The organism is Novosphingobium resinovorum (assembly GCF_036352595.1).
GTDB lineage: Bacteria > Pseudomonadota > Alphaproteobacteria > Sphingomonadales > Sphingomonadaceae > Novosphingobium > Novosphingobium resinovorum_B.
On sequence record NZ_JAZFAX010000001.1, the window covers coordinates 509,913 to 527,151 of the forward strand.

At 63.1% G+C, this 17,239-nt stretch carries 19 protein-coding genes; all 19 read right to left on the reverse strand.

What is annotated here, in order from left to right:
- Window positions 1-6: 6 nt before the first annotated feature.
- The 19 genes from V2S85_RS02520 to V2S85_RS02610 all read right to left on the reverse strand — a co-directional run bounded on the left by V2S85_RS02520 (window position 7) and on the right by V2S85_RS02610 (window position 17,236).
- Window positions 7-453: a type II toxin-antitoxin system VapC family toxin gene (locus V2S85_RS02520; protein WP_330701284.1), complete on the reverse strand. Its 447-nt coding sequence runs from the start codon at window positions 451-453 to the stop codon at window positions 7-9.
- Complete coding sequence (locus V2S85_RS02525) at window positions 450-689, reverse strand: FitA-like ribbon-helix-helix domain-containing protein (RefSeq protein ID WP_330701285.1); 240 nt, start codon at window positions 687-689, stop codon at window positions 450-452. The genes V2S85_RS02520 and V2S85_RS02525 overlap by 4 nt, the downstream gene beginning before the upstream one ends.
- A gap of 54 nt (window positions 690-743) precedes the next feature.
- A complete protein-coding gene (locus tag V2S85_RS02530; protein ID WP_330701286.1) occupies window positions 744-1,010 on the reverse strand; it encodes a hypothetical protein in 267 nt (88 codons plus the stop codon).
- Window positions 1,007-1,351 carry a DUF736 domain-containing protein gene (locus V2S85_RS02535; RefSeq protein ID WP_330701287.1) on the reverse strand — a complete coding sequence of 115 codons (345 nt, stop codon included), beginning with the start codon at window positions 1,349-1,351 and terminating at the stop codon, window positions 1,007-1,009. The genes V2S85_RS02530 and V2S85_RS02535 overlap by 4 nt, the downstream gene beginning before the upstream one ends.
- Entirely contained in the window at window positions 1,348-1,572 is a 225-nt protein-coding gene (locus V2S85_RS02540; RefSeq protein ID WP_330701288.1) for a DUF2274 domain-containing protein, read from the reverse strand. The genes V2S85_RS02535 and V2S85_RS02540 overlap by 4 nt, the downstream gene beginning before the upstream one ends.
- 14 nt (window positions 1,573-1,586) lie before the next feature.
- Window positions 1,587-2,897, reverse strand: a complete 1,311-nt coding sequence (locus tag V2S85_RS02545; RefSeq protein WP_330701289.1) for a TrbI/VirB10 family protein — start codon at window positions 2,895-2,897, stop codon at window positions 1,587-1,589.
- Window positions 2,894-3,871: a P-type conjugative transfer protein TrbG gene (gene trbG / locus V2S85_RS02550; RefSeq protein ID WP_330701290.1), complete on the reverse strand. Its 978-nt coding sequence runs from the start codon at window positions 3,869-3,871 to the stop codon at window positions 2,894-2,896. Before trbG ends, V2S85_RS02545 begins: the two co-directional genes overlap by 4 nt.
- Window positions 3,868-4,731: a conjugal transfer protein TrbF gene (trbF, locus tag V2S85_RS02555; RefSeq protein ID WP_330701291.1), complete on the reverse strand. Its 864-nt coding sequence runs from the start codon at window positions 4,729-4,731 to the stop codon at window positions 3,868-3,870. The genes trbG and trbF overlap by 4 nt, the downstream gene beginning before the upstream one ends.
- Window positions 4,732-4,737: 6 nt before the next feature.
- Window positions 4,738-6,054, reverse strand: a complete 1,317-nt coding sequence (gene trbL, locus V2S85_RS02560; RefSeq protein ID WP_330701292.1) for a P-type conjugative transfer protein TrbL — start codon at window positions 6,052-6,054, stop codon at window positions 4,738-4,740.
- Between the two features lie 24 nt (window positions 6,055-6,078).
- Window positions 6,079-6,810 (reverse strand): P-type conjugative transfer protein TrbJ, encoded by a 732-nt coding sequence (gene trbJ / locus V2S85_RS02565; RefSeq protein ID WP_330701293.1) that lies wholly within the window; start codon window positions 6,808-6,810, stop codon window positions 6,079-6,081.
- Window positions 6,807-9,272: a conjugal transfer protein TrbE gene (trbE, locus tag V2S85_RS02570; RefSeq protein ID WP_330701294.1), complete on the reverse strand. Its 2,466-nt coding sequence runs from the start codon at window positions 9,270-9,272 to the stop codon at window positions 6,807-6,809. The genes trbJ and trbE overlap by 4 nt, the downstream gene beginning before the upstream one ends.
- Window positions 9,266-9,568, reverse strand: a complete 303-nt coding sequence (locus V2S85_RS02575; protein ID WP_330701295.1) for a VirB3 family type IV secretion system protein — start codon at window positions 9,566-9,568, stop codon at window positions 9,266-9,268. The genes trbE and V2S85_RS02575 overlap by 7 nt, the downstream gene beginning before the upstream one ends.
- Window positions 9,568-9,903, reverse strand: coding sequence for a TrbC/VirB2 family protein (locus V2S85_RS02580; protein ID WP_330701296.1), 336 nt, complete (start codon window positions 9,901-9,903; stop codon window positions 9,568-9,570). Before V2S85_RS02580 ends, V2S85_RS02575 begins: the two co-directional genes overlap by 1 nt.
- Before the next feature lies 1 nt (window position 9,904).
- On the reverse strand, window positions 9,905-10,882 hold the full coding sequence (trbB, locus tag V2S85_RS02585) for a P-type conjugative transfer ATPase TrbB (protein WP_330701297.1): 978 nt from the start codon (window positions 10,880-10,882) through the stop codon (window positions 9,905-9,907).
- The gene (locus V2S85_RS02590) at window positions 10,879-11,289 is read right to left on the reverse strand and encodes a CopG family transcriptional regulator (RefSeq protein ID WP_330701298.1); all 411 of its coding nucleotides are present in this window, start codon (window positions 11,287-11,289) and stop codon (window positions 10,879-10,881) included. Before V2S85_RS02590 ends, trbB begins: the two co-directional genes overlap by 4 nt.
- Window positions 11,289-13,340 (reverse strand): conjugal transfer protein TraG, encoded by a 2,052-nt coding sequence (locus tag V2S85_RS02595; RefSeq protein WP_330701299.1) that lies wholly within the window; start codon window positions 13,338-13,340, stop codon window positions 11,289-11,291. Before V2S85_RS02595 ends, V2S85_RS02590 begins: the two co-directional genes overlap by 1 nt.
- 143 nt (window positions 13,341-13,483) lie before the next feature.
- On the reverse strand, window positions 13,484-13,918 hold the full coding sequence (locus V2S85_RS02600; protein WP_330701300.1) for a hypothetical protein: 435 nt from the start codon (window positions 13,916-13,918) through the stop codon (window positions 13,484-13,486).
- A 392-nt stretch (window positions 13,919-14,310) separates the two neighbouring features.
- Window positions 14,311-16,833, reverse strand: coding sequence for a DEAD/DEAH box helicase family protein (locus V2S85_RS02605; protein ID WP_330701301.1), 2,523 nt, complete (start codon window positions 16,831-16,833; stop codon window positions 14,311-14,313).
- Between the two features lie 82 nt (window positions 16,834-16,915).
- On the reverse strand, window positions 16,916-17,236 hold the full coding sequence (locus V2S85_RS02610) for a transcriptional regulator (protein WP_330701302.1): 321 nt from the start codon (window positions 17,234-17,236) through the stop codon (window positions 16,916-16,918).
- Between the last annotated feature and the right edge of the window lie 3 nt (window positions 17,237-17,239).

The window sequence follows — 17,239 nt, forward strand, 5'->3', positions numbered from 1 at the left end:
TTACGGCTAGTGCCGTTCTCCGCTGCCGCCTGCCGCTTCCTCCAATGAAAGGACGGATTGCGCCACGGCTGGCGACGATTGACGCGCTTTGTTGAGGAACCGCGCATCGGCGGTCACGAACTGCCATCCATGGGCCATTGCGAGCGCGAGATAGATACAATCATAAGCTGGATGGTCCAGGTCAATAGCCAGCTTCGCGGCCGGCTCCATGAGCGCGCGCATGGGGTGAAGTTCCACATCGGCCCGCTGGATGATCTTTGCCGCGACCATCGCCTCCTGCACCGTCAACTCGGAGCGGCGTACCTTCTTCCAAAGGATGTTCGCGCATTCGGCGACCAGCAAGTCAGGCGCGGACAGGCGATGGCGCGAGAGCAGCGACACGGCTTCCTCCGTGCCGTCCTCCGTCACCACCCATTTCACGGCAACGCTGGCATCTATGACCAGCCGAGTCACCGTTCTTCGCGCCCTTCGCGCAACAGCGTTTCGGAAGGCGTTTGCCGCCGCTTGGCGGTCAGCGCGCGCATTTCGGCGGCCAGGTCGCCGAATGAGGGATCGACCTCGGCGGACAGAGCCTGACGTAAAATCTCCCGATGCTCAGCTTCGACCGAACGACCATGGCGCGCGGCCCTTTGGCGCAAACGCTGGATAAGGTCATCGTCGAGATTACGGACTTGAAGGGCGCGGGACATGCCAAACCTCTGCAACGAAAATGATGGCAATGATATCATTGATGCCGATTCTCGTCAACGCTGGCCATTCTTGCCGTTCTTGCGGAAGGTATCCGCGTCACCCTTTGCCTGCGCCCTGTCCCACTCATGCAGCACGCGGAAAAAGCCGGTCAGATTTTCGAGCATCTGCCGGGCATCCTCATTGGTCAGCTTCCTGCTGGTGCGCTTCTGGAAAACACGTCGGGCTTTCTCCACCAGCGCGTCGGAAAAGCGCCGACTATGCCGCGCCTTGCCTTCGCCCGACCACTCGGCCATCCCATTGTCCGGTCGATCGCGGTTCATTCGACTGTCTGCCTTGCCGCGTGCGCAGGCATAGGGTTCATCACCAATGTTGCTTTCATCCCTTCGTCATCGGGGAACAGCGCCGCGCTGATCGGGCAAAGTGGATCGTCGATCCGCACGCGCAGATAGTCGCGCGGCGGATCGGCACGCGACTGCCGTTCCCAGGCATCCCCGATCGCCTGCCAGCCCAGCATGACCCGGAACGCCGGATCACTGTCAGCCACGCGATTGTCATTGGGCATCAAGCGGACTTTCCGTTGGATGGTGAGGGTCTGGATTTCGCCCTCCCAGCCGCCCTGCTTCGACCGCTTGAAATGTCCGATCTCGCGGCGACGCCTCATGTCGCAGCCTCCGCTTCCTTGCGGGCCTTGGCGAACGCCCGGTCGCTGGCAAGGAAGGATTCGAGCATTGCCGGTATGAGGTCCGCGACCGTCGCGGCCTTGTCGCTATAGGCGGTGCGATAAATATCCAGATAGGCCCGCAAGTCCGCATCGAGGTCCGGCGTAACGGTGATCCCGATCTTGACCGGCGTACGGTCGGGAAGCCTGGCGAGTTTGAGCATGGTGGCGTCTCCTGTCAGCGCCCGCGCCATTCCCGCAGGACCAGATCGCGGTGAACGATCACGCGAAGCGGCCATCCGGGGCGGACGGTGATGGTGGGCTGGATGTTGAGATTCTTCGATACGATCTGTTGCCCCGCCTGATTGGCGGACTGCTGCGTGGACTGCCGAAGCGCCCGTACAAGATCGCTCTCGTCGCCTCCGATCGACAATTCGGTGCCGACGCCCAACAGGGTCGATAGCGCCACGCCCTTGAGCAAACGCCAGGTGTGGTAATCAACCTTGTCGGACAAGCCCGCATAGCCCACCGCGTCAGTAGTGGGCAGATTGTCGATCTGGATGGAACTGCCATCGGGCAGGATGATCCGCTGCCACACCAGCAAGGCGCGGCTCTGCCCGAACGCCACGACACTATCGTAACTGCCGATCAAGCGCGACCCTTGCGGGATCAGCAAGGTTCGGCCCGTCACGGTATCGAAGACATTCTCCGTCACCTGCGCCACGACCATGCCGGGCAGGTCGGAGTTGAGGCCGGTGAGCAGGCTGGCCGCGATCACGCTACCCGCCATCACCTGATACGGCGATGCCGGGGTCTGGAGTGCATGGGCGTTGTAGATTCCGCCCGATGCCGATTGCCCGATGAAGTCGAGCTTGCGTTGCTGGTTGTTCGGGTCGGTGCCCGGGTTGAGCGCCAGCCGATCAGCCTGTGTCGGATCGGCAGCGGGCGCGGCGCTGGTCGCCATGTCGGCGGCAGCGCCTGCAACCGCAGTCGCTGTACGGCCCGAAGATTGCACCATGACGCCCGCCTCGCGGGCCTGTGCCGCCTGCGCGGCGATCCGCTGGCGCTCCGCTTCCGCCGCCTGTTCTTCTGGAGTCATCGCAGGCGGCATGGCGCTGTCACCGGGCATGACGCCGCCCGCCTCAAGCTGCCGCTGCCTGTCAAGAATGGGCCTGCCAAGATCACCGGGGAGCGGCGGGCCAAGGACCGGAACCCCCGGTGGAACCTCGCCATAAGTGCCGGGCAGGTTCATTACCTGATCTGCGGGTGTATGGCGCACGGTGATCGCCTTGTCGCTCGCATCGACAAGCCGAAGCGGCTTCGGCCCCAGGGCCATCCATGCAACAGCGGCGATGGCGAGCGATCCGGCCGCTGCGCCGCCGATGATGACGCCGCGCTTGAACCGCACCACGCGGCGTGGTGCGGCGCGCAGGGTGAGCGCCTCGGGCGGTGCCTTACGCGGTGGCACAGTGGGCGCGACATCCGGCGCTGCTGCATCAGCCGCGGCGGGATCGACGGGCGGGATTGGTTCAACGGGTGGTACGGTCATTTCCGCGCCCTCCCGCTACGGCCATCCGTCCGGCTGATCCGCACGACCTGCTGCGGCTTCTCGCCAAGGCGCAGTTCGGCCGCCGCGAACAGACGATCGACGATATAGTGATGGCCGCTGACGCGGTAGTTGACCAACTGGGTGTCGCCCAGCGGGCCGACGACGAACAGCGGCGGCGCCTCGCCCTGATCGAGCCGCGCAGGAAACTCGATATAGACCTTGGCGCCATCATCCCATGCCCGGATCGGCCGCCACGGCGGGCTATCGCCGGTGATCTCGTAGCGGAACCTGAGATTGGTGAGCGTGACATTCTCCGCAACCGGGCGAGCATCCTCCGCTCGGGCATTCTGGCGGCGAAGCGCAACAAGCCGATCCTGCGGATAGGTCCAGCTAATCGCAGCCATCGCCGTGCGGTCGGTGCTTTCGAGCGCGAGGTGATAGGCGCGACGGTCGGTCGTGATGACCATGTTCGTTCCAAGACCTGGCGCAAATGGTTTCACCAACACATGCACGCGGGCCTTATCTCCCGCGCCGCTCGTCGTGTCGCCAATGATCCAGCGCACGGTATCGCCCGCCGATACGGCGACCAGCTTTTCGCCCGGCTGCAAGGCAATGTCGCTCACGCGCTCCGGCGCGGTGTAGAGCCGATACAACGCTCCTTCGGTCCACGGATAGACCTGCACCGCGTTGAGATAGCCCGAGCTCGATGGCTCGCGCGTGGCGGCCCGGTTGGCGGCTTCGATGCGCGCGGCCGGTTCTCGCGTCTCGCCTTTTACCGATGGCGGCGGCATGAGTTGGCCGGGAAGCGGTAGCGGCACGGGCTGCTCGACGATCTCGACCGGCCGGGGCGGCTCGGTCTCGATGGCGGCGGGCCGGAAGTCGGCGGCATCATAGGTGATCGCGGGCGGCGGGGTCTTGCCCGCGCAGGCGGTGAGTGCCAGCGCGAACGCGGATAGGATAATCGTCCGGGTCATTGTCCGGGTTCTCCTTCATTGTTGGGACTGGCGGGCGTCGCCGGGACCCGCGCGGCTTCAGTGGCCGGAACGGCGGTGACGGATGGCGTGGGAACAGTGGACGGCACCTGCGGCACGGCTGTCGCTGTCGAAGGCTGCTGCTGGCGCTGAGCTTGCGGCCCGGCTGGTGCGGGCTGACCCTCCAGTTCGCGCGCCCAGTCAATCGCATTGACGAACAGGCCGAGCGGATTCTTGCGGAGTGCATCAGCGGTCCGGGGCGGACGCATCGTCACGGTCAGCATGGCCGTCCAGCGCTCGGTCTTGGCAAGGCTTCCCCGCTCATAGATGCTCTCGGTCCATTTGACCTGAAAGCTGCTGTCGGAGGCGCGGACCACGCTCGTCACCTGCACCGAGACGCTGCGCTGGCCGATCCCGGCGAACGGATCGTTGCTGCGCGCATATTCGTTGAGGAACAGTGCGGCCCGGTCGTTCGCTAAGTCATAGGCGTCCAGCCAGTTGCGCTTTACCAATACCGGGTCCGTGGAGACGGAGCGCACGTTGCTGACGAAACGACCCAGGTGCCATGCGATCTGGCCGTCCGTGGGCTGGTAGTTCTGTATCGCCGGGGCGACGCTGCGGGCTTCGCCCAGCCGGTCCACCTCGACCACATAGGGCGCGACGCGGCTTTGCATCGACTGCCAGACGTTCGACCCGATCAGGACGCCAGTAAGCCCAAGGCATCCGAAGGCGACAAGTCGCCAGTTGCGGGCCTGCACACGGGCGGAACCGATGCGCTCGTCCCATAGCTGGCCCGCGCGCTGATAAGGGGTTTCGGGCTGCGGGGTATGCCCATAACGCTGGACGGATCGCTTGAAGATCATGGAATACTACTCCTTCTGGCTAAGGTCTGGATTGGCTGCGCCGCCCGGACGATCGCCGTCCTTGATCGTCTGCATCGCCATGTGGCGCTGATGCCGGGCGGTCTGCTGCGTACGCAGGCTCTGCGCCCAGGCAGGCGTGGGATCAGATACGGCGCCGGCAGAAGCAACGGCAGGTGCAGGTGATGTGCGCCCCGCGTTCCATGCGGCCTGTTGGCCACGTTCGGCGCTCGCACGAATGGGACTGGCGATGCGGGATGCGGCGGCTTTCATGCCCTGCGATGCGGCGCCACCAGCGGCGGTCGCCATGCCGCCAAGACCCGCGCCGATGCTCGCGCTGCCCGAGGTTTCCTGCCCAAGCCGGTAGGACGCCTGCGCCGCTGAACCCATCGCCGTGCCGGCCTTGATCGCACCCATGCCGCCGCGACCGGCCGCCATCGCGCCGCGCGCACCCAGCATGGCCGCGCCGCCTGTCGCCAGCGCTGCGCCAGCGACCGTACCGACCGCTGCCCCCGCGCCAAGCTGCGGTGCGCCGGAGACAAGGCCGGACGCAATGCCGGGACCGAAGATGCCAAGCCCGAACAAGGTGAGAGCGCCCATCAGCAGGCTCAGCGCCTCGGCGATCTCCGGTTCGCTGCCCACGAGAGCGGTCAGTTCGCCGAACAGATTGGTGCCGATGCCGATAATGACGGCCAGCACCATGACCTTGATACCCGACGACACGACATTGCCCAGCACGCGCTCGGCGAGGAAGCTGGTCTTGTTCCACAGTGCGAACGGCACGAGCACGAAGCCGGCCAGCGCGGTCAGTTTGAACTCCAGGATCGTGATGAAAAGCTGGATGGCGAGGATGAAGAAGGCAAGCACCACCAGCAGCCAGCAGATGAGCAGCACCGCGATACTGAGGAAGTTGCCGAAGAACTCCGGAAACCCCGACATCTCCGTCACCTGATCGAGCAGCGGATGTGCGGCGGTGAAGCCGGTGCCGGCGATCGCGCCGGGGTGCATCAGATCGTCGGCCGATACGCCCCCGCCGCCCGCCGTGATGCCGAGGCCGGAAAAGCTCTGGAAGATGATATCGGCCAGCGTGCTGAAATTGCCGATGATGAAGGCGAAGGCCCCGACATAGAGCGTCTTCTTGATGAGCTTGCCCAGCACATCCTGATCGTTGTCCATCGCCCACCACAGCGCGGCCAACGTCACGTCGATGCCGATCAGCACCGTCGTGAGGAACGCGACATCGCCGGACAGCAGACCAAAGCCGCTGTCGATGTAGCTGATGAACGCTTCGAGGAAGCTGTCGATGATGTTGAGGTCGGGGTTCATGGTCAGCCGCCTTGCCGTGCGCGGTCAGTCGCGCGTGTAGATGTCGGCGGAGCCGATGAAGCGCTTCGTCCGTTCGCGTGCGGCTTCGAGTGCCTGTTGCTGACGGGCGCGTTCGAGGGAGTCGGCGCGATATTGCGCCGCCATCATCTGCTGGATCTGAAGGTGCTGCTTCGTGCTGAGCGCGAGAAGCTGGTTGGTGGCCTGGCCGACCTGCAAACTACCGGTCGCGGATTGGCTTTGGCTAACCAGTTCGGACAGCAAACCGGCGTCGGCCTGCACATTTTCCGCGACCTGCGCCTGCACGCGCATGGTCTGCCGATACGCCTGCATCGACGTTTGCAATCGCGCGCGCGCCTGCGCCACGATGTCGCTGGTCGATAGCCCGGTATCGAACACCGCCGGAAACTGCTGGCGCAAGGCGTCGTCGGTGGAGGCGATATCGAAGGCAATGCCTTCAGCCTGACCCATCAGCGTGTCGATGCGCTGCATCGACCGGGTGATCTGGCTGAGCGACGAGAAGTCGAGGCGCTGGAGATGCTTGGCCATGTTGGTCAGCATCGACGCCTGATTCTGGAGCGCCTGAATCTGGTTGTTGATCTGGGTGAGCGTGCGCGCGGCGGTGAGCAGATTCTGGGCATAATTTTTGGGATCGAACACCACCCCGCCGAACTGTGCGTGGGCGGGCGCGATCGGCACGATAGCCGCGCCGGTAATGGCGGTGGCCGCAAGGCACGCGGCGAAGATACGAGATTTCATAGGGGTAACTCCTGCTGGGTGGTGGAAGGATTGGGGGCAGCCGCGCCCGCGCCGGGAAAACCGGCGAGCAGGTCTGCGGCCCAACCGAGACCCCGCGCACGAAGGAAGGCGGCGGCGAACGGCTCCGATGGATGTTCGGCAAGCAGGCCGTCGATCAGGCTTTGGGTTTCGGGATCGGACGCGCCGCTTAGCGCCAGTGCGACCGGGCCAAGCGCCAGCTCGAACAGGCGGTTGCCGCGCCGCGATTGGAGATAATAATGCCGCTTCGGCGTCGCGCGGGCGATCAGCTCGATTTGGGCGTAATTGAGGCCGAACCGCTCATAGGCGGTGCGGGCCTGCGGTTCGATCGCCCGGTCATTGGCGAGGAATATCCGCTGCGGACAGGATTCAAGGATCGCGGGCGCTATGCTGCTGTCGGCAATGTCGGCCAGTGATTGCGTGGCGAACACCACGCTGACATTCTTCTTGCGGAGAACTTTCAGCCATTCGCGGATGCGGGCGGCGAACAGCGGGTTGTCGAGGAACACCCAGGCTTCGTCCAGCACGAGTAAGGTCGGCCGCCCGTCGAACCGTTCCTTAAGTCGGTGGAACAGATAGGTCAGGACCGGCAGCACGACGCCGGCGGTGTTCATCAGGGCTTCGGTCTCGAAGCATTGCACGTCCGATAATGCGAGGCTGTTTTCCGCGGCATCCAGTAGCCGACCGAACGGGCCTTCCAGCGTATAGGGCATCAATGCGGATTTGAGCGCATTGGACTGGAGCAATACCGATAGCCCGGTCAGCGTCCGTTCCTCCGGCGGAGCGCTGGCCAGGCTGGTGAGCGCGGACCAGAGCGCCTCCTTGACCTCCGGCGTTACATCGACGCGCTCATGTGCGAGCAGAGCCGCGATCCACTCGGAGGCCCATGCCCGTTCACCGTCATCATCAATGTTGCAGAGCGGCTGGAACGCCAGTGCGTCGCTCTCGCCTAGCGCATGATGCTCCCCGCCCATCGCCAGCACGGCGGCGCGCGCGGACAGTCCCTTGTCGAACATATAGACCTGCGCGCCCTCGTAGCGGCGGAACTGCAAGGCGAGCAGCGCAAGTAGGACGGACTTGCCCGCGCCGGTCGGACCGACGATCAGCATATGGCCCACATCGCCAACATGTGTGCTGAGCCGGAACGGTGTCGATCCGCTGGTCTCGGCATAGAGCAAAGACGGACCGGCAAGGTGATCGTTGTGCGCCGGTCCGGCCCACACCGACGACAGCGGCATCAGATGCGCCAGGTTCAGGGTGTGAATGAGAGGCTGGCGGACATTGGCGTAAACATGGCCCGGCAAGCTTCCCAGCCAAGCCTCCACGGCATTGACGCTTTCGCGGATACAGGTGAACCCCAGGCCATTGACGATCCGCTCGACAATGCGGACCTTCTCGTCGACCGCCGCGCGGTCGTGGTCGGATACGGTGATCGTCGCCGTATAGTAACCAAAGGCGACATGATCGCCGCCCAATGCCTGCAAGGCCAGATCGGCGTCGGCCACCTTGTTGTCGGCGTCGCTATCGGTTAGCGGAACCGGCTCGTTCATCATCACCTCGCGCATGAGCTGCGCGATGGACTTGCGCTTGTTGAACCATTGCCGTCTGATCTTCGTCAGCGTCTTGTTGGCAGCCGTCTTGTCGAGCGCGATAAAGCGCGTCGTCCAGCGGTAGGCGAAGTCCTGATGGTTGAGCGCGTCGAGGATGCCGGGCCGCGTCGCGCCCGGAAATCCCATCACCGTCACCGTGCGAAGATGGCTGTCGCCCAGCATCGGTTCGATGCCGCCCGATAGCGGCGTATCGACCAATAGGCCGTCCAGATAGATTGGCGTGTCCGGCGCCGCGACCGGATGGCGCTTGGCGGATATGCAGCCGTGCAGGAATGTCAGCGTCTCGGCATCGTCCAGTGCGCGCACCTCCGGCATGATGCCGGTGAGAAGATCCGATAGCCGCTCGGTCTCCGCGATGAACGCGCGAAGCTCCTGCCGCCAGTCGCGTCCCTCCTGCGGAACCTCGCGCTCCAACAGCGCCCGTTCCGCCCGGCTCACCTGATCGGCGGGCGGCAGATAGCAAATGGTCAGATGATAGCGGCTCTCGAAATGCTGGCCGCGCCGCCCGTCGAAATGCGCCCGCCGTTCCTCGTCCACCAGCCATGATGCGGGATCGGGAAAATCGCTGTCGGGATAGCCCAGCGCCTCGATGCGTTCAGCATCGAAGAACAACGCCCATCCGCTGCCCAGCCTGCGAAGCGCATTGTTGGCGCGGGCGCAGACCGAAATCAGTTCGGCTTCGGTGGCGGACTCAAGGTCCGGTCCGCGAAAGCGGAAGGTGCGCTGGAAGGAGCCATCCTTGTTCAGCACCACACCGGGAGCGACCAGTGCCGCCCAGGGAAGGTGGTCGGCCAGCCGGTCGGCGGCATTGCGGTATTCCTTGAGGTTCAGCATGTCAGATATCCCCGCTGGCGAAGGTGACGGGCGATCACGGACGCAAAATCCGGGTCGCGCTTGGCGGCGAACACCGCGAGGCTGTGCCCGGCGAGCCAGAGCAGCAGCCCGGCGATCCATTGCTGGAGGCCCAGCCCCATCGCCGCCGCCAGCGTTCCGTTGAGGATCGCGATACCGCGCGGCGCGCCGCCCAGCAGGATCGGTTCGGTGAGCGCGCGGTGAAGCGGCACTTCGAAACCATCAATATGACCATTGGCGATATGGCCACCTGCGGCGATGGGACTGGTTCCCGCCATCAGACCAGCGCTCCGCCGCCAAAGCTGAAGAAGCTGAGGAAGAAGGAACTGGCCGCGAACGCGATCGACAGGCCGAACACGATCTGGATCAGCTTGCGGAAGCCGCCCGATGTTTCGCCGAACGCCAGCGCGAGGCCGGTGGTGATAATGATGATGACGGCGACGATCTTGGCGACCGGACCCTGAACGGATTCGAGAACCTGTTGCAGCGGTTCTTCCCAGGGCATGCCCGATCCCGAGGCCATCGCAGCGACGGGAAAGATCAGGGCGGCGGCGGCAACGAGCGCAAGCCGTTGCGGCAGGCGTGTGTAGACGGGGGGATTAAAGCTATGCATGTCAGTCTCCAGTGCGGTGGGGGATGGCGAGGTCGGTGACGGCGTAATCGCCGTCGCTATCGAGACCGCGGACCTCGGCCACGCTCTCGACCCTGCGGCCGGTTCCCCGGCCGGAGATGAACACCACCATGTCGATCGCGTCCGCGATCAGGCGGCGCGGGACAGTGACGACGCCCTCCGAAACAAGCTGTTCGATCCGGTAGAGCGCGGAGCGCGCGCTATTGGCGTGAACGGTGGCGATGCCGCCGGGGTGACCCGTGTTCCACGCTTTGAGCATGTCGAGCGCTTCAGGGCCGCGCACCTCGCCGACGATGATCCGGTCGGGGCGCAAGCGCAGGGTGGAGCGGACAAGATCGGTCATGCCGACGATGCCGGGCCTGGTGCGAAGGGCTACCGTATCGGGCGCAGCGCATTGCAGCTCGCGCGTGTCCTCGATGATAATCACCCGCTCGTCGAGCGTCGCCATCTCGGAAAGCAGCGCGTTCGCCAGCGTGGTCTTACCCGATGACGTGCCGCCCGCGACGAGGATATTCCTGCGCTCGACCACGGCGCCCGAGAGCGCCAACGCAACCTCCGCGCGCATGATGCCATCGGCCACATAGTCTATGAGGCGATGGATGCGGGCAGCGGGCTTGCGGATAGAAAAGCACGGGGCGGCCGACACCGGCGGTAACAGTCCCTCGAACCGCTCGCCGCCCTCAGGCAGTTCCGCGCTGACGATGGGCCCACCGGCATGAACCTCCGCCCGCACGTGGCTGGCGACAAGCCGGATGATGCGTTCGGCTTCGGCGGCCTCCAGCCGTGCGCCGGTATCGACGCGCCCTTGCCCGAGCCGGTCCAGCCGTAGCGCGCCGTCCGGGTTCACCATGATCTCGATGACGAGGGGATCAGCGAGCGCCGCCGCGATCTGCGGCCCCATCGCCGTGCGCAGCATAGCGTGGCGACGGCTTTGCGCGGTCGCGTTGACAAAACCGTTCATGGCCGGACCTCGCTGGCCTGCGTGAGCGGCCTGGCGCCTGCCGCCATCTGGAGGCCGATCTGCTCGATGAACCTGTCGAAGCGGTCGCGGCCGATGGCGCGCGCGGCGGCGTCGGGTTCGGGAAGCTGGGCTGTGAGGCAATAATGCTGGTGGACGAAGAGCGAGAAGCTTTCCAGAAGCACCTGAACATCACGGCTGAGCCGGCCAAGCTGGAGGCTCATCCGGTCCAGCCGTCCGCCGAAGCGGTCGTCCAGTTCGTGACTGCCCTGCCGGGTCAGCCAGGCGTCGAGCGCGGCCACCAGTATGTCGGAGCGCGCGACGCCGGGTCTGGCGGCCATTTCTTCCAGCCGATCGGCCAGCTTCGGCTCAAGGAAAAGCTGATAGCGCACCTTGTCGCGGTTCCGCATCACCGGTCCCCTCCGAAGCTGGGAAGGATGTCGCTGCTGCGCTGCTTGCCTTCATTCATCGCGACGGCGCGGGCGACATTGCTCAGGCTGGTCATCGCGCGCCGGTCGGCGGCAGGATCGCTATCGTCGTCGTCGCCGGGGACGGCGTCCTGCTCGCGCTCGACCGGCTTTGTGGCCTGCTCCTCCGGAAGTCCGGGGTGGCGCTGTTGCTGCAAGCCACCTTCGGCTTCTTCATCGAAGGCAGCACCCTCGGCCTCGGCGGCGGCGGCCAGCCCTTCATGCAGGCCGCGCACTTCGCTGCCCCAATCGTCAGGGCGGGGTCTGGGACGATCGACATAGACGCCATCGCCGCTATCGAGGCTGGGCGGCGGCAAGACGCGAGCGGTGAAATTGCGATCCTCGAAATAGCGCAGTTTCTTCGCCCGGATCGGCGCGAGGCCGGACACCAGCACCAGTTCGTCGGCGGGCGGGAGTTGCATGACCTCGCCGGGAGTCAGCAGTGGCCGGGCCGTCTCCTGCCGCGATACCATGACATGGCTGAGCCAGGGCGCGAGGCGATGCCCCGCATAGTTACGCTGCGCGCGCAATTCGGTGGCGGTGCCAAGTGCGTCGCTGATCCGCTTCGCGGTTCGCTCGTCGTTCGACGAAAACGCGATCCTGACATGACAATTGTCCAGGATGGCGTTGTTCTCTCCATAGGCTTTGCTGATCTGGTTGAGCGATTGGGCTATCAGGTAAGCGCGGATGCCGTAGCCGGCCATGAAGGCGAGCGCCGTCTCGAAGAAGTCGAGGCGGCCAAGCGCCGGGAACTCGTCCAGCATCATCAGCAGTTGATGCTTGCGGCTCTTCTTCGGATCGCCTTCCAGCCGTTCGGTCAGGCGGCGGCCGATCTGGTTCAACACCAGGCGCACAAGCGGCTTGGTGCGCGAAATGTCCGATGGCGGAATGACCAGATAGAGCGATACCGGCACCGGCCCATCGACAAGATCGGTGATGCGCCAGTCGCAGGCCGCCGTGGTCTGCGCCACGGTGGGATCGCGATAGAGGCCGAGGAACGACATGGCGGTGCTGAGGACGCCGCTGCGTTCGTTCTCCGACTTGTTCAGCACTTCGCGCGCCGCGCTGGCGACGACGGGATGGACCTGCGGATGCTCTTTGGTGCCGAGATGGTTGGTCGCCATCATCCGCCGCAGCGTGTGGGCGAACGACCGCTGGGGATCGGACAGGAAGGTGGCGACGCGGGCCAGCGTCTTTTCTTCCTCCGCATAGAGAACGTGGAGGATCGCGCCGACGAGCAGGCTGTGAGAGGTTTTCTCCCAGTGCGAACGACGCTCCAGCGCGCCTTCGGGGTCCACCAATATGTCCGCGATATTCTGGACGTCGCGAACCTCGTCCGGGCCTTTGCGGACTTCGAGCAGCGGATTGTAGCGCGCCGAACGCGGATCGGTCGGATTGAACAGCAGGCAATGCGAAAAGCGCGAACGCCACCCTGCCGTCAGCGTCCAGTTCTCGCCCTTGATGTCGTGAACCACGGCGCTGCCGGTCCATGACAGCAGCGTTGGCACGACAAGTCCGACACCCTTGCCCGAACGGGTCGGCGCGAAGGCCATGACATGCTCCGGCCCGTCATGGCGCAGATAATCGCCGCGATGGCGACCGAGAAAGACACCCGCGTCATGGAACAGACCCGCCTTCGCGATCTCGCCACGCGATGCCCACCGCGAGGAACCATAGGTGGTGACATTGCGGTTCTGCCTTGCCCGCCACAGCGATCCGCCAATGGCTGAAGCACATCCAAGAAAACCGCTGGCTCCAGCGAGTGCTCCGGCCTTGTCGAACACCTCCGGGGCATAAGCCTCGAAATGATACCACCAGCGGAACAGGTCCCAGGGCCGGTAGACCGGAATGTCGAGGACGATGATCCAGGGCAAGCCAAGTTGGGCCTGATAGCCCAGCATCGACGCGGCCCATTGGGTTGCCGCCCATACGCCGAGGATGACGATGGCGAAAACGATGAATATCTGCCCGACAAGCAGTTTGGTGGGGGTCATGATGCTGGCTCCGACTCGCGGGCCGCGACAGGCGGCGCGAACGAAGCCAAGGCTGCGTCAGGTTAGGGAACGAGAGTGATACCCCTGATCGTCCTGAAACATCCTCGAATGTCCCTGCCGGTCCTCACCGGGAGGAACCGGCATTACGGGCGGAGAGACAATTCCCGCGCGTTGAGCGGGAAGTCCGTCCCGGCATCGTAGAGAATGATCCCGATCGATTCGCCGGTTGCATCTATTGTTAGATTCACGAGGTGGGTGTCGATCTCGGAAGCGACCAGCCGGCGCGCGAAGCGCCAATGTACGTCATCAGCGCATTCGGGCAGATTGACAGTGATCTGAAAATCATAGCCCTTGATCGCGCTGCCTTTCGCTTGACGGTCGCCGCACGGACCGGTCAGCGTGATGCGCACGATCCGGCCCTGTTCCGGCATCACTCCTTCGCCATAGCCGAAGGCCCCGCGAACAATGCGGCTAATCTGCTCGATTTCTTGCTGCGCCTGCACCGGTAGGTGCCCGATGCGCGCCATGATAGCGGCGGGGTCGTAAATCTCGTCCAGAAAATCGCGCGGTTCGTCCATGGCAGGTCCCCGATCAGACAATTGCAACCAAACTGGGTCAATCGGAAGACACGATGTGAAAGCACCGAACTCCCGCGCACTGGACGCGGGAGCCGCCGGGGCTTCACAACATGACGAAACGACATGCGCCGCCGTCTTTAACCTAACGGCCTGGACATGCACGGCGACACCCCGGAAACCGGGGTTTCCGAGAGCGGTTTCGTTCCGTCGGGTTGTGAAGCCCGGCGCTGCCCTCGCAGCGCGGAAATGTGACTAGCAGGCTGGTGAGATTGCGCCAAGGCAGGAGGCGTAGACGACGTCGTTCATAATGTCGGCACTAATCGATAACAGTCGGTTAGATACAAGAAGTAGCGCATCCGCCTCTCAGAGGCGGATGCGTCCTAAGTTAACGACTAGAACTGCTTGTCATACAAGCGTTCGTATATCTTCTCCAGGCTCCAAAAGGGCCGGTCCGTCTCTGTCTTTATGGCAATGAAACGCTCCATGGGGGTCTTCTTGCGCATGTCTTCGGCGAGGGCGAGAACGGCGTCACGCAGCGTCACTGCGCTGGGGGTGCAGCACAGTCCCATCTCTTCTGATGGTGAAGACTTGTTACTTGCGGCCCCATCTGGTCCCACGAACAGCAGACCGAGAAGATCGAAATCGGAATAGTTTTTTTCCAACCATTCGATGTGGTTGTGGCCCTGACCGATATCATCTTTCGAATAGGCACCCGGCTCGTCCTTGTCGGTCTTCAGTTCGAACGCCAGCATATGTGCGTTCTTCTCATCCCGCCAAAGAACGTCTGGTCCGATGCCTTCATCATTGTCCGGTCGTGTCGAGGTGAAGCCGAGCAATTCGCCCAGCGCTCGCATGCCGGCTTCGGCCTGATTGGGCGTGCCGCTATCAATGAGGGCGAGAGGCTTGGTGAACTTCGCGAGTTCCTTTTCGTATTTCGCCCCCGCGGCATGGCTGAGCAAATCCCATATCGACTTGCCGAATTCATTGAGTTCCTGCCCGTCATTTTTGACGGTCTGCACGGTCGCCCTGGGAAGCGTCATCGACCGGCCGAGACGCTTCATCGCGATCGCATATTCTCGCAGCGCCGCATCCCGATCGCCTTCGCGCTCGTAGGCGGCGCCCAGCCACAGGGCATGCCATCCCCCCAATGGCGTATCATGCGTGGCAGTTTGATCGACCGTCTTTTCCAACTCGCGCCGGGCCGTGGCTGGATCTCCGCCCCACATCGCAGCCGCGTAGCGCGCTTCGGACAAGGCTGCTTCAACGAGAAACGGCTCGGCGGCCTCGGCCCGTGCTAGCTGATCCTTGTCCAACTCGCCGAGCTTCACCTCGCGCTCGTAATAATCCAACCACCCCTTATCACGGCCAAGAACGGAATCGACCAAGGCGATGACATCCTTCTGACTTTCGAGCTGGCCAGAATCATGCACTTCCCTTCCGACATGGACTTGTTTCTGAAGCAGCGGCGGAAGCAGCGACAGGTTTCTATCATTGTCCAGCCACTTGTTGATATCCTCCCCCTCCAGCAGAAAAGCGCCATAGTCATTCCGGCCCCGGTTGATCCGTCCGAAAAGCTGGGCGAGCCGGTTCGCCACGCGCACCGCGTGGACATTTTTCATGCGGAGATATTCCCACTGGAATCGCTCGACCAGAGACATGCCAGACGGGAGACCGTCAACGACCATGATCCGGCATATTTCATGCGGGAGGTCGATCCCGTCCACGCGAGACACCAAGGCGAAGGCACCCTGCTTCACCTTCCTAAACTCAGCAAGCTCCTTGGAAAAATTCTCCGTTTCCGGCGGTTTGGCGACATCTTCCCATTTGGTCACGGCGCCGTAATCCGGAATCGCGATCACGACCTTACGCGTATCGACAAGCTTGCTGACAAAATCAGGCCCCAGCCCCTTTTTGACACGACGGCCGTTGATAATCAGCCGCTCGCCATTGCCCGCATCATTTGAGGGCATGACCGTGGCTTTGGGTAAGCGCCCGAACGCGCGAACGAACTCGGTCTGGCTTTGTAGTGTTGCGGAAAGATACACGCGGCGGAGCGGTTGCTCGAAAATATCCAGAGCGAGAGACGGCAGAAACGGAGGGCCGATTTCAAAAACGCCGCGCGTGAACAATGCAGCGCAGGCGTCGAGATTATCCTCCAGCCATGCGAAGGGGTATTTCAGATCGGCATGTTCGCCAAGCTTGTGCCGGTTGAATATCTCCCGGAGTCGTTCGCTTCGCTCATATAGGCCGCCGGGAGCAACGAATGCGGTCGAATGGTGTCCGAGGCTCAGGCTGTCCCGAAAGCGTGAGCGTATGCCCAGTTCCTTGAAGTGGGGTTCGAATAGGTCCGCTATCTCGCCAAACAGGTCTTCCTGGTCGCGGATATCGATCCTGATCGTGAACGCGCTGCGCAGGGTCGATTCAGCGACATGGGCGTCATCGAAAATGATCGCGCCCGGAAAATAACGCCTTCTGATCGAGCTATGGCCGTTGAAAAGCGCCGAATAGGTAGTGATACAGAACGCTTTTCCGGTTTCGAAGAGTTCGTTCGAATAGGAGCTATAAACGCGTGTCGTGTGATCGATACCGATGCGCTCGGCTTCGTTGGAGGTCTGGTTTACAAGGTCGATGGTCGAGCAAACATAGATTACGTTGTCGACTCCTTCGTTCACCAAGCTTTGGGCGACCAGCAGGCCCACGATCGTTTTGCCCGCGCCGGTGTTCAGCGAGATCAGGACATCATTTTTGGCGCGGACATCGTTCCAGCCGGAAAGCGCCCGATCCTGGCCGCGCCACAGATCGTTGGGCGTTCCTTTCAAACTGGGAAGCGATTCGAAGATTTTGATAGGGTCCGTGGGAGCCTGCTTCGATTTTGCGCTTCCCAGTTTCGAAAAATCAAAAACCAAATTAGCCACTCCCTTTTCAGCCTTGCTGCGGCAGGCTTTAACTCTCTATTTCCGTAATAACAGACCAGTCATTCCAACGGTCTCGTCGCAGTCACGCTGCTTCGACAGCGTGCGCCTGAATTTCCACACCCAATTGCTTGCGAACCGCTCCAAAGATCGCGGCGATATTGTCCATGCTCGGATTGCCTTTCTCCGACAACATGCGATGAAGGCTCTTGCTGGGCCGATTGGTCTTGATCGCCAGCGCTTCGAAACCGACCGAAGCGTTCACCAGATCGCGTAAAACGAGCCGTGCCGTATGCGGCTCGCCATTCAGAAACAGCGTCGCGGCCTCATCCAGAAGCGCCTTAGCGAAAGCGGGATCACGCATGGCGCGATCCTTGACCGTCTCCTTGAAATCACGAGTCAACATCTT

Excerpts from the sequence above, each read along its gene's own strand:
- V2S85_RS02575 (WP_330701295.1), bottom strand. The coding sequence starts at position 9,568 with ATGGCGGGAACCAGTCCCATCGCCGCAGGTGGCCATATCGCCAATGGT.
- trbE (WP_330701294.1), bottom strand. The coding sequence starts at position 9,272 with ATGCTGAACCTCAAGGAATACCGCAATGCCGCCGACCGGCTGGCCGAC.
- trbG (WP_330701290.1), bottom strand. The coding sequence starts at position 3,871 with ATGACCCGGACGATTATCCTATCCGCGTTCGCGCTGGCACTCACCGCC.
- trbJ (WP_330701293.1), bottom strand. The coding sequence starts at position 6,810 with ATGAAATCTCGTATCTTCGCCGCGTGCCTTGCGGCCACCGCCATTACC.
- trbF (WP_330701291.1), bottom strand. The coding sequence starts at position 4,731 with ATGATCTTCAAGCGATCCGTCCAGCGTTATGGGCATACCCCGCAGCCC.
- V2S85_RS02590 (WP_330701298.1), bottom strand. The coding sequence starts at position 11,289 with ATGCGGAACCGCGACAAGGTGCGCTATCAGCTTTTCCTTGAGCCGAAG.
- V2S85_RS02540 (WP_330701288.1), bottom strand. The coding sequence starts at position 1,572 with ATGCTCAAACTCGCCAGGCTTCCCGACCGTACGCCGGTCAAGATCGGG.
- trbL (WP_330701292.1), bottom strand. The coding sequence starts at position 6,054 with ATGAACCCCGACCTCAACATCATCGACAGCTTCCTCGAAGCGTTCATC.
- V2S85_RS02610 (WP_330701302.1), bottom strand. The coding sequence starts at position 17,236 with ATGTTGACTCGTGATTTCAAGGAGACGGTCAAGGATCGCGCCATGCGT.
- V2S85_RS02580 (WP_330701296.1), bottom strand. The coding sequence starts at position 9,903 with ATGCATAGCTTTAATCCCCCCGTCTACACACGCCTGCCGCAACGGCTT.
- V2S85_RS02600 (WP_330701300.1), bottom strand. The coding sequence starts at position 13,918 with ATGGACGAACCGCGCGATTTTCTGGACGAGATTTACGACCCCGCCGCT.
- V2S85_RS02530 (WP_330701286.1), bottom strand. The coding sequence starts at position 1,010 with ATGAACCGCGATCGACCGGACAATGGGATGGCCGAGTGGTCGGGCGAA.
- V2S85_RS02525 (WP_330701285.1), bottom strand. The coding sequence starts at position 689 with ATGTCCCGCGCCCTTCAAGTCCGTAATCTCGACGATGACCTTATCCAG.
- V2S85_RS02545 (WP_330701289.1), bottom strand. The coding sequence starts at position 2,897 with ATGACCGTACCACCCGTTGAACCAATCCCGCCCGTCGATCCCGCCGCG.
- trbB (WP_330701297.1), bottom strand. The coding sequence starts at position 10,882 with ATGAACGGTTTTGTCAACGCGACCGCGCAAAGCCGTCGCCACGCTATG.
- V2S85_RS02535 (WP_330701287.1), bottom strand. The coding sequence starts at position 1,351 with ATGAGGCGTCGCCGCGAGATCGGACATTTCAAGCGGTCGAAGCAGGGC.
- V2S85_RS02595 (WP_330701299.1), bottom strand. The coding sequence starts at position 13,340 with ATGACCCCCACCAAACTGCTTGTCGGGCAGATATTCATCGTTTTCGCC.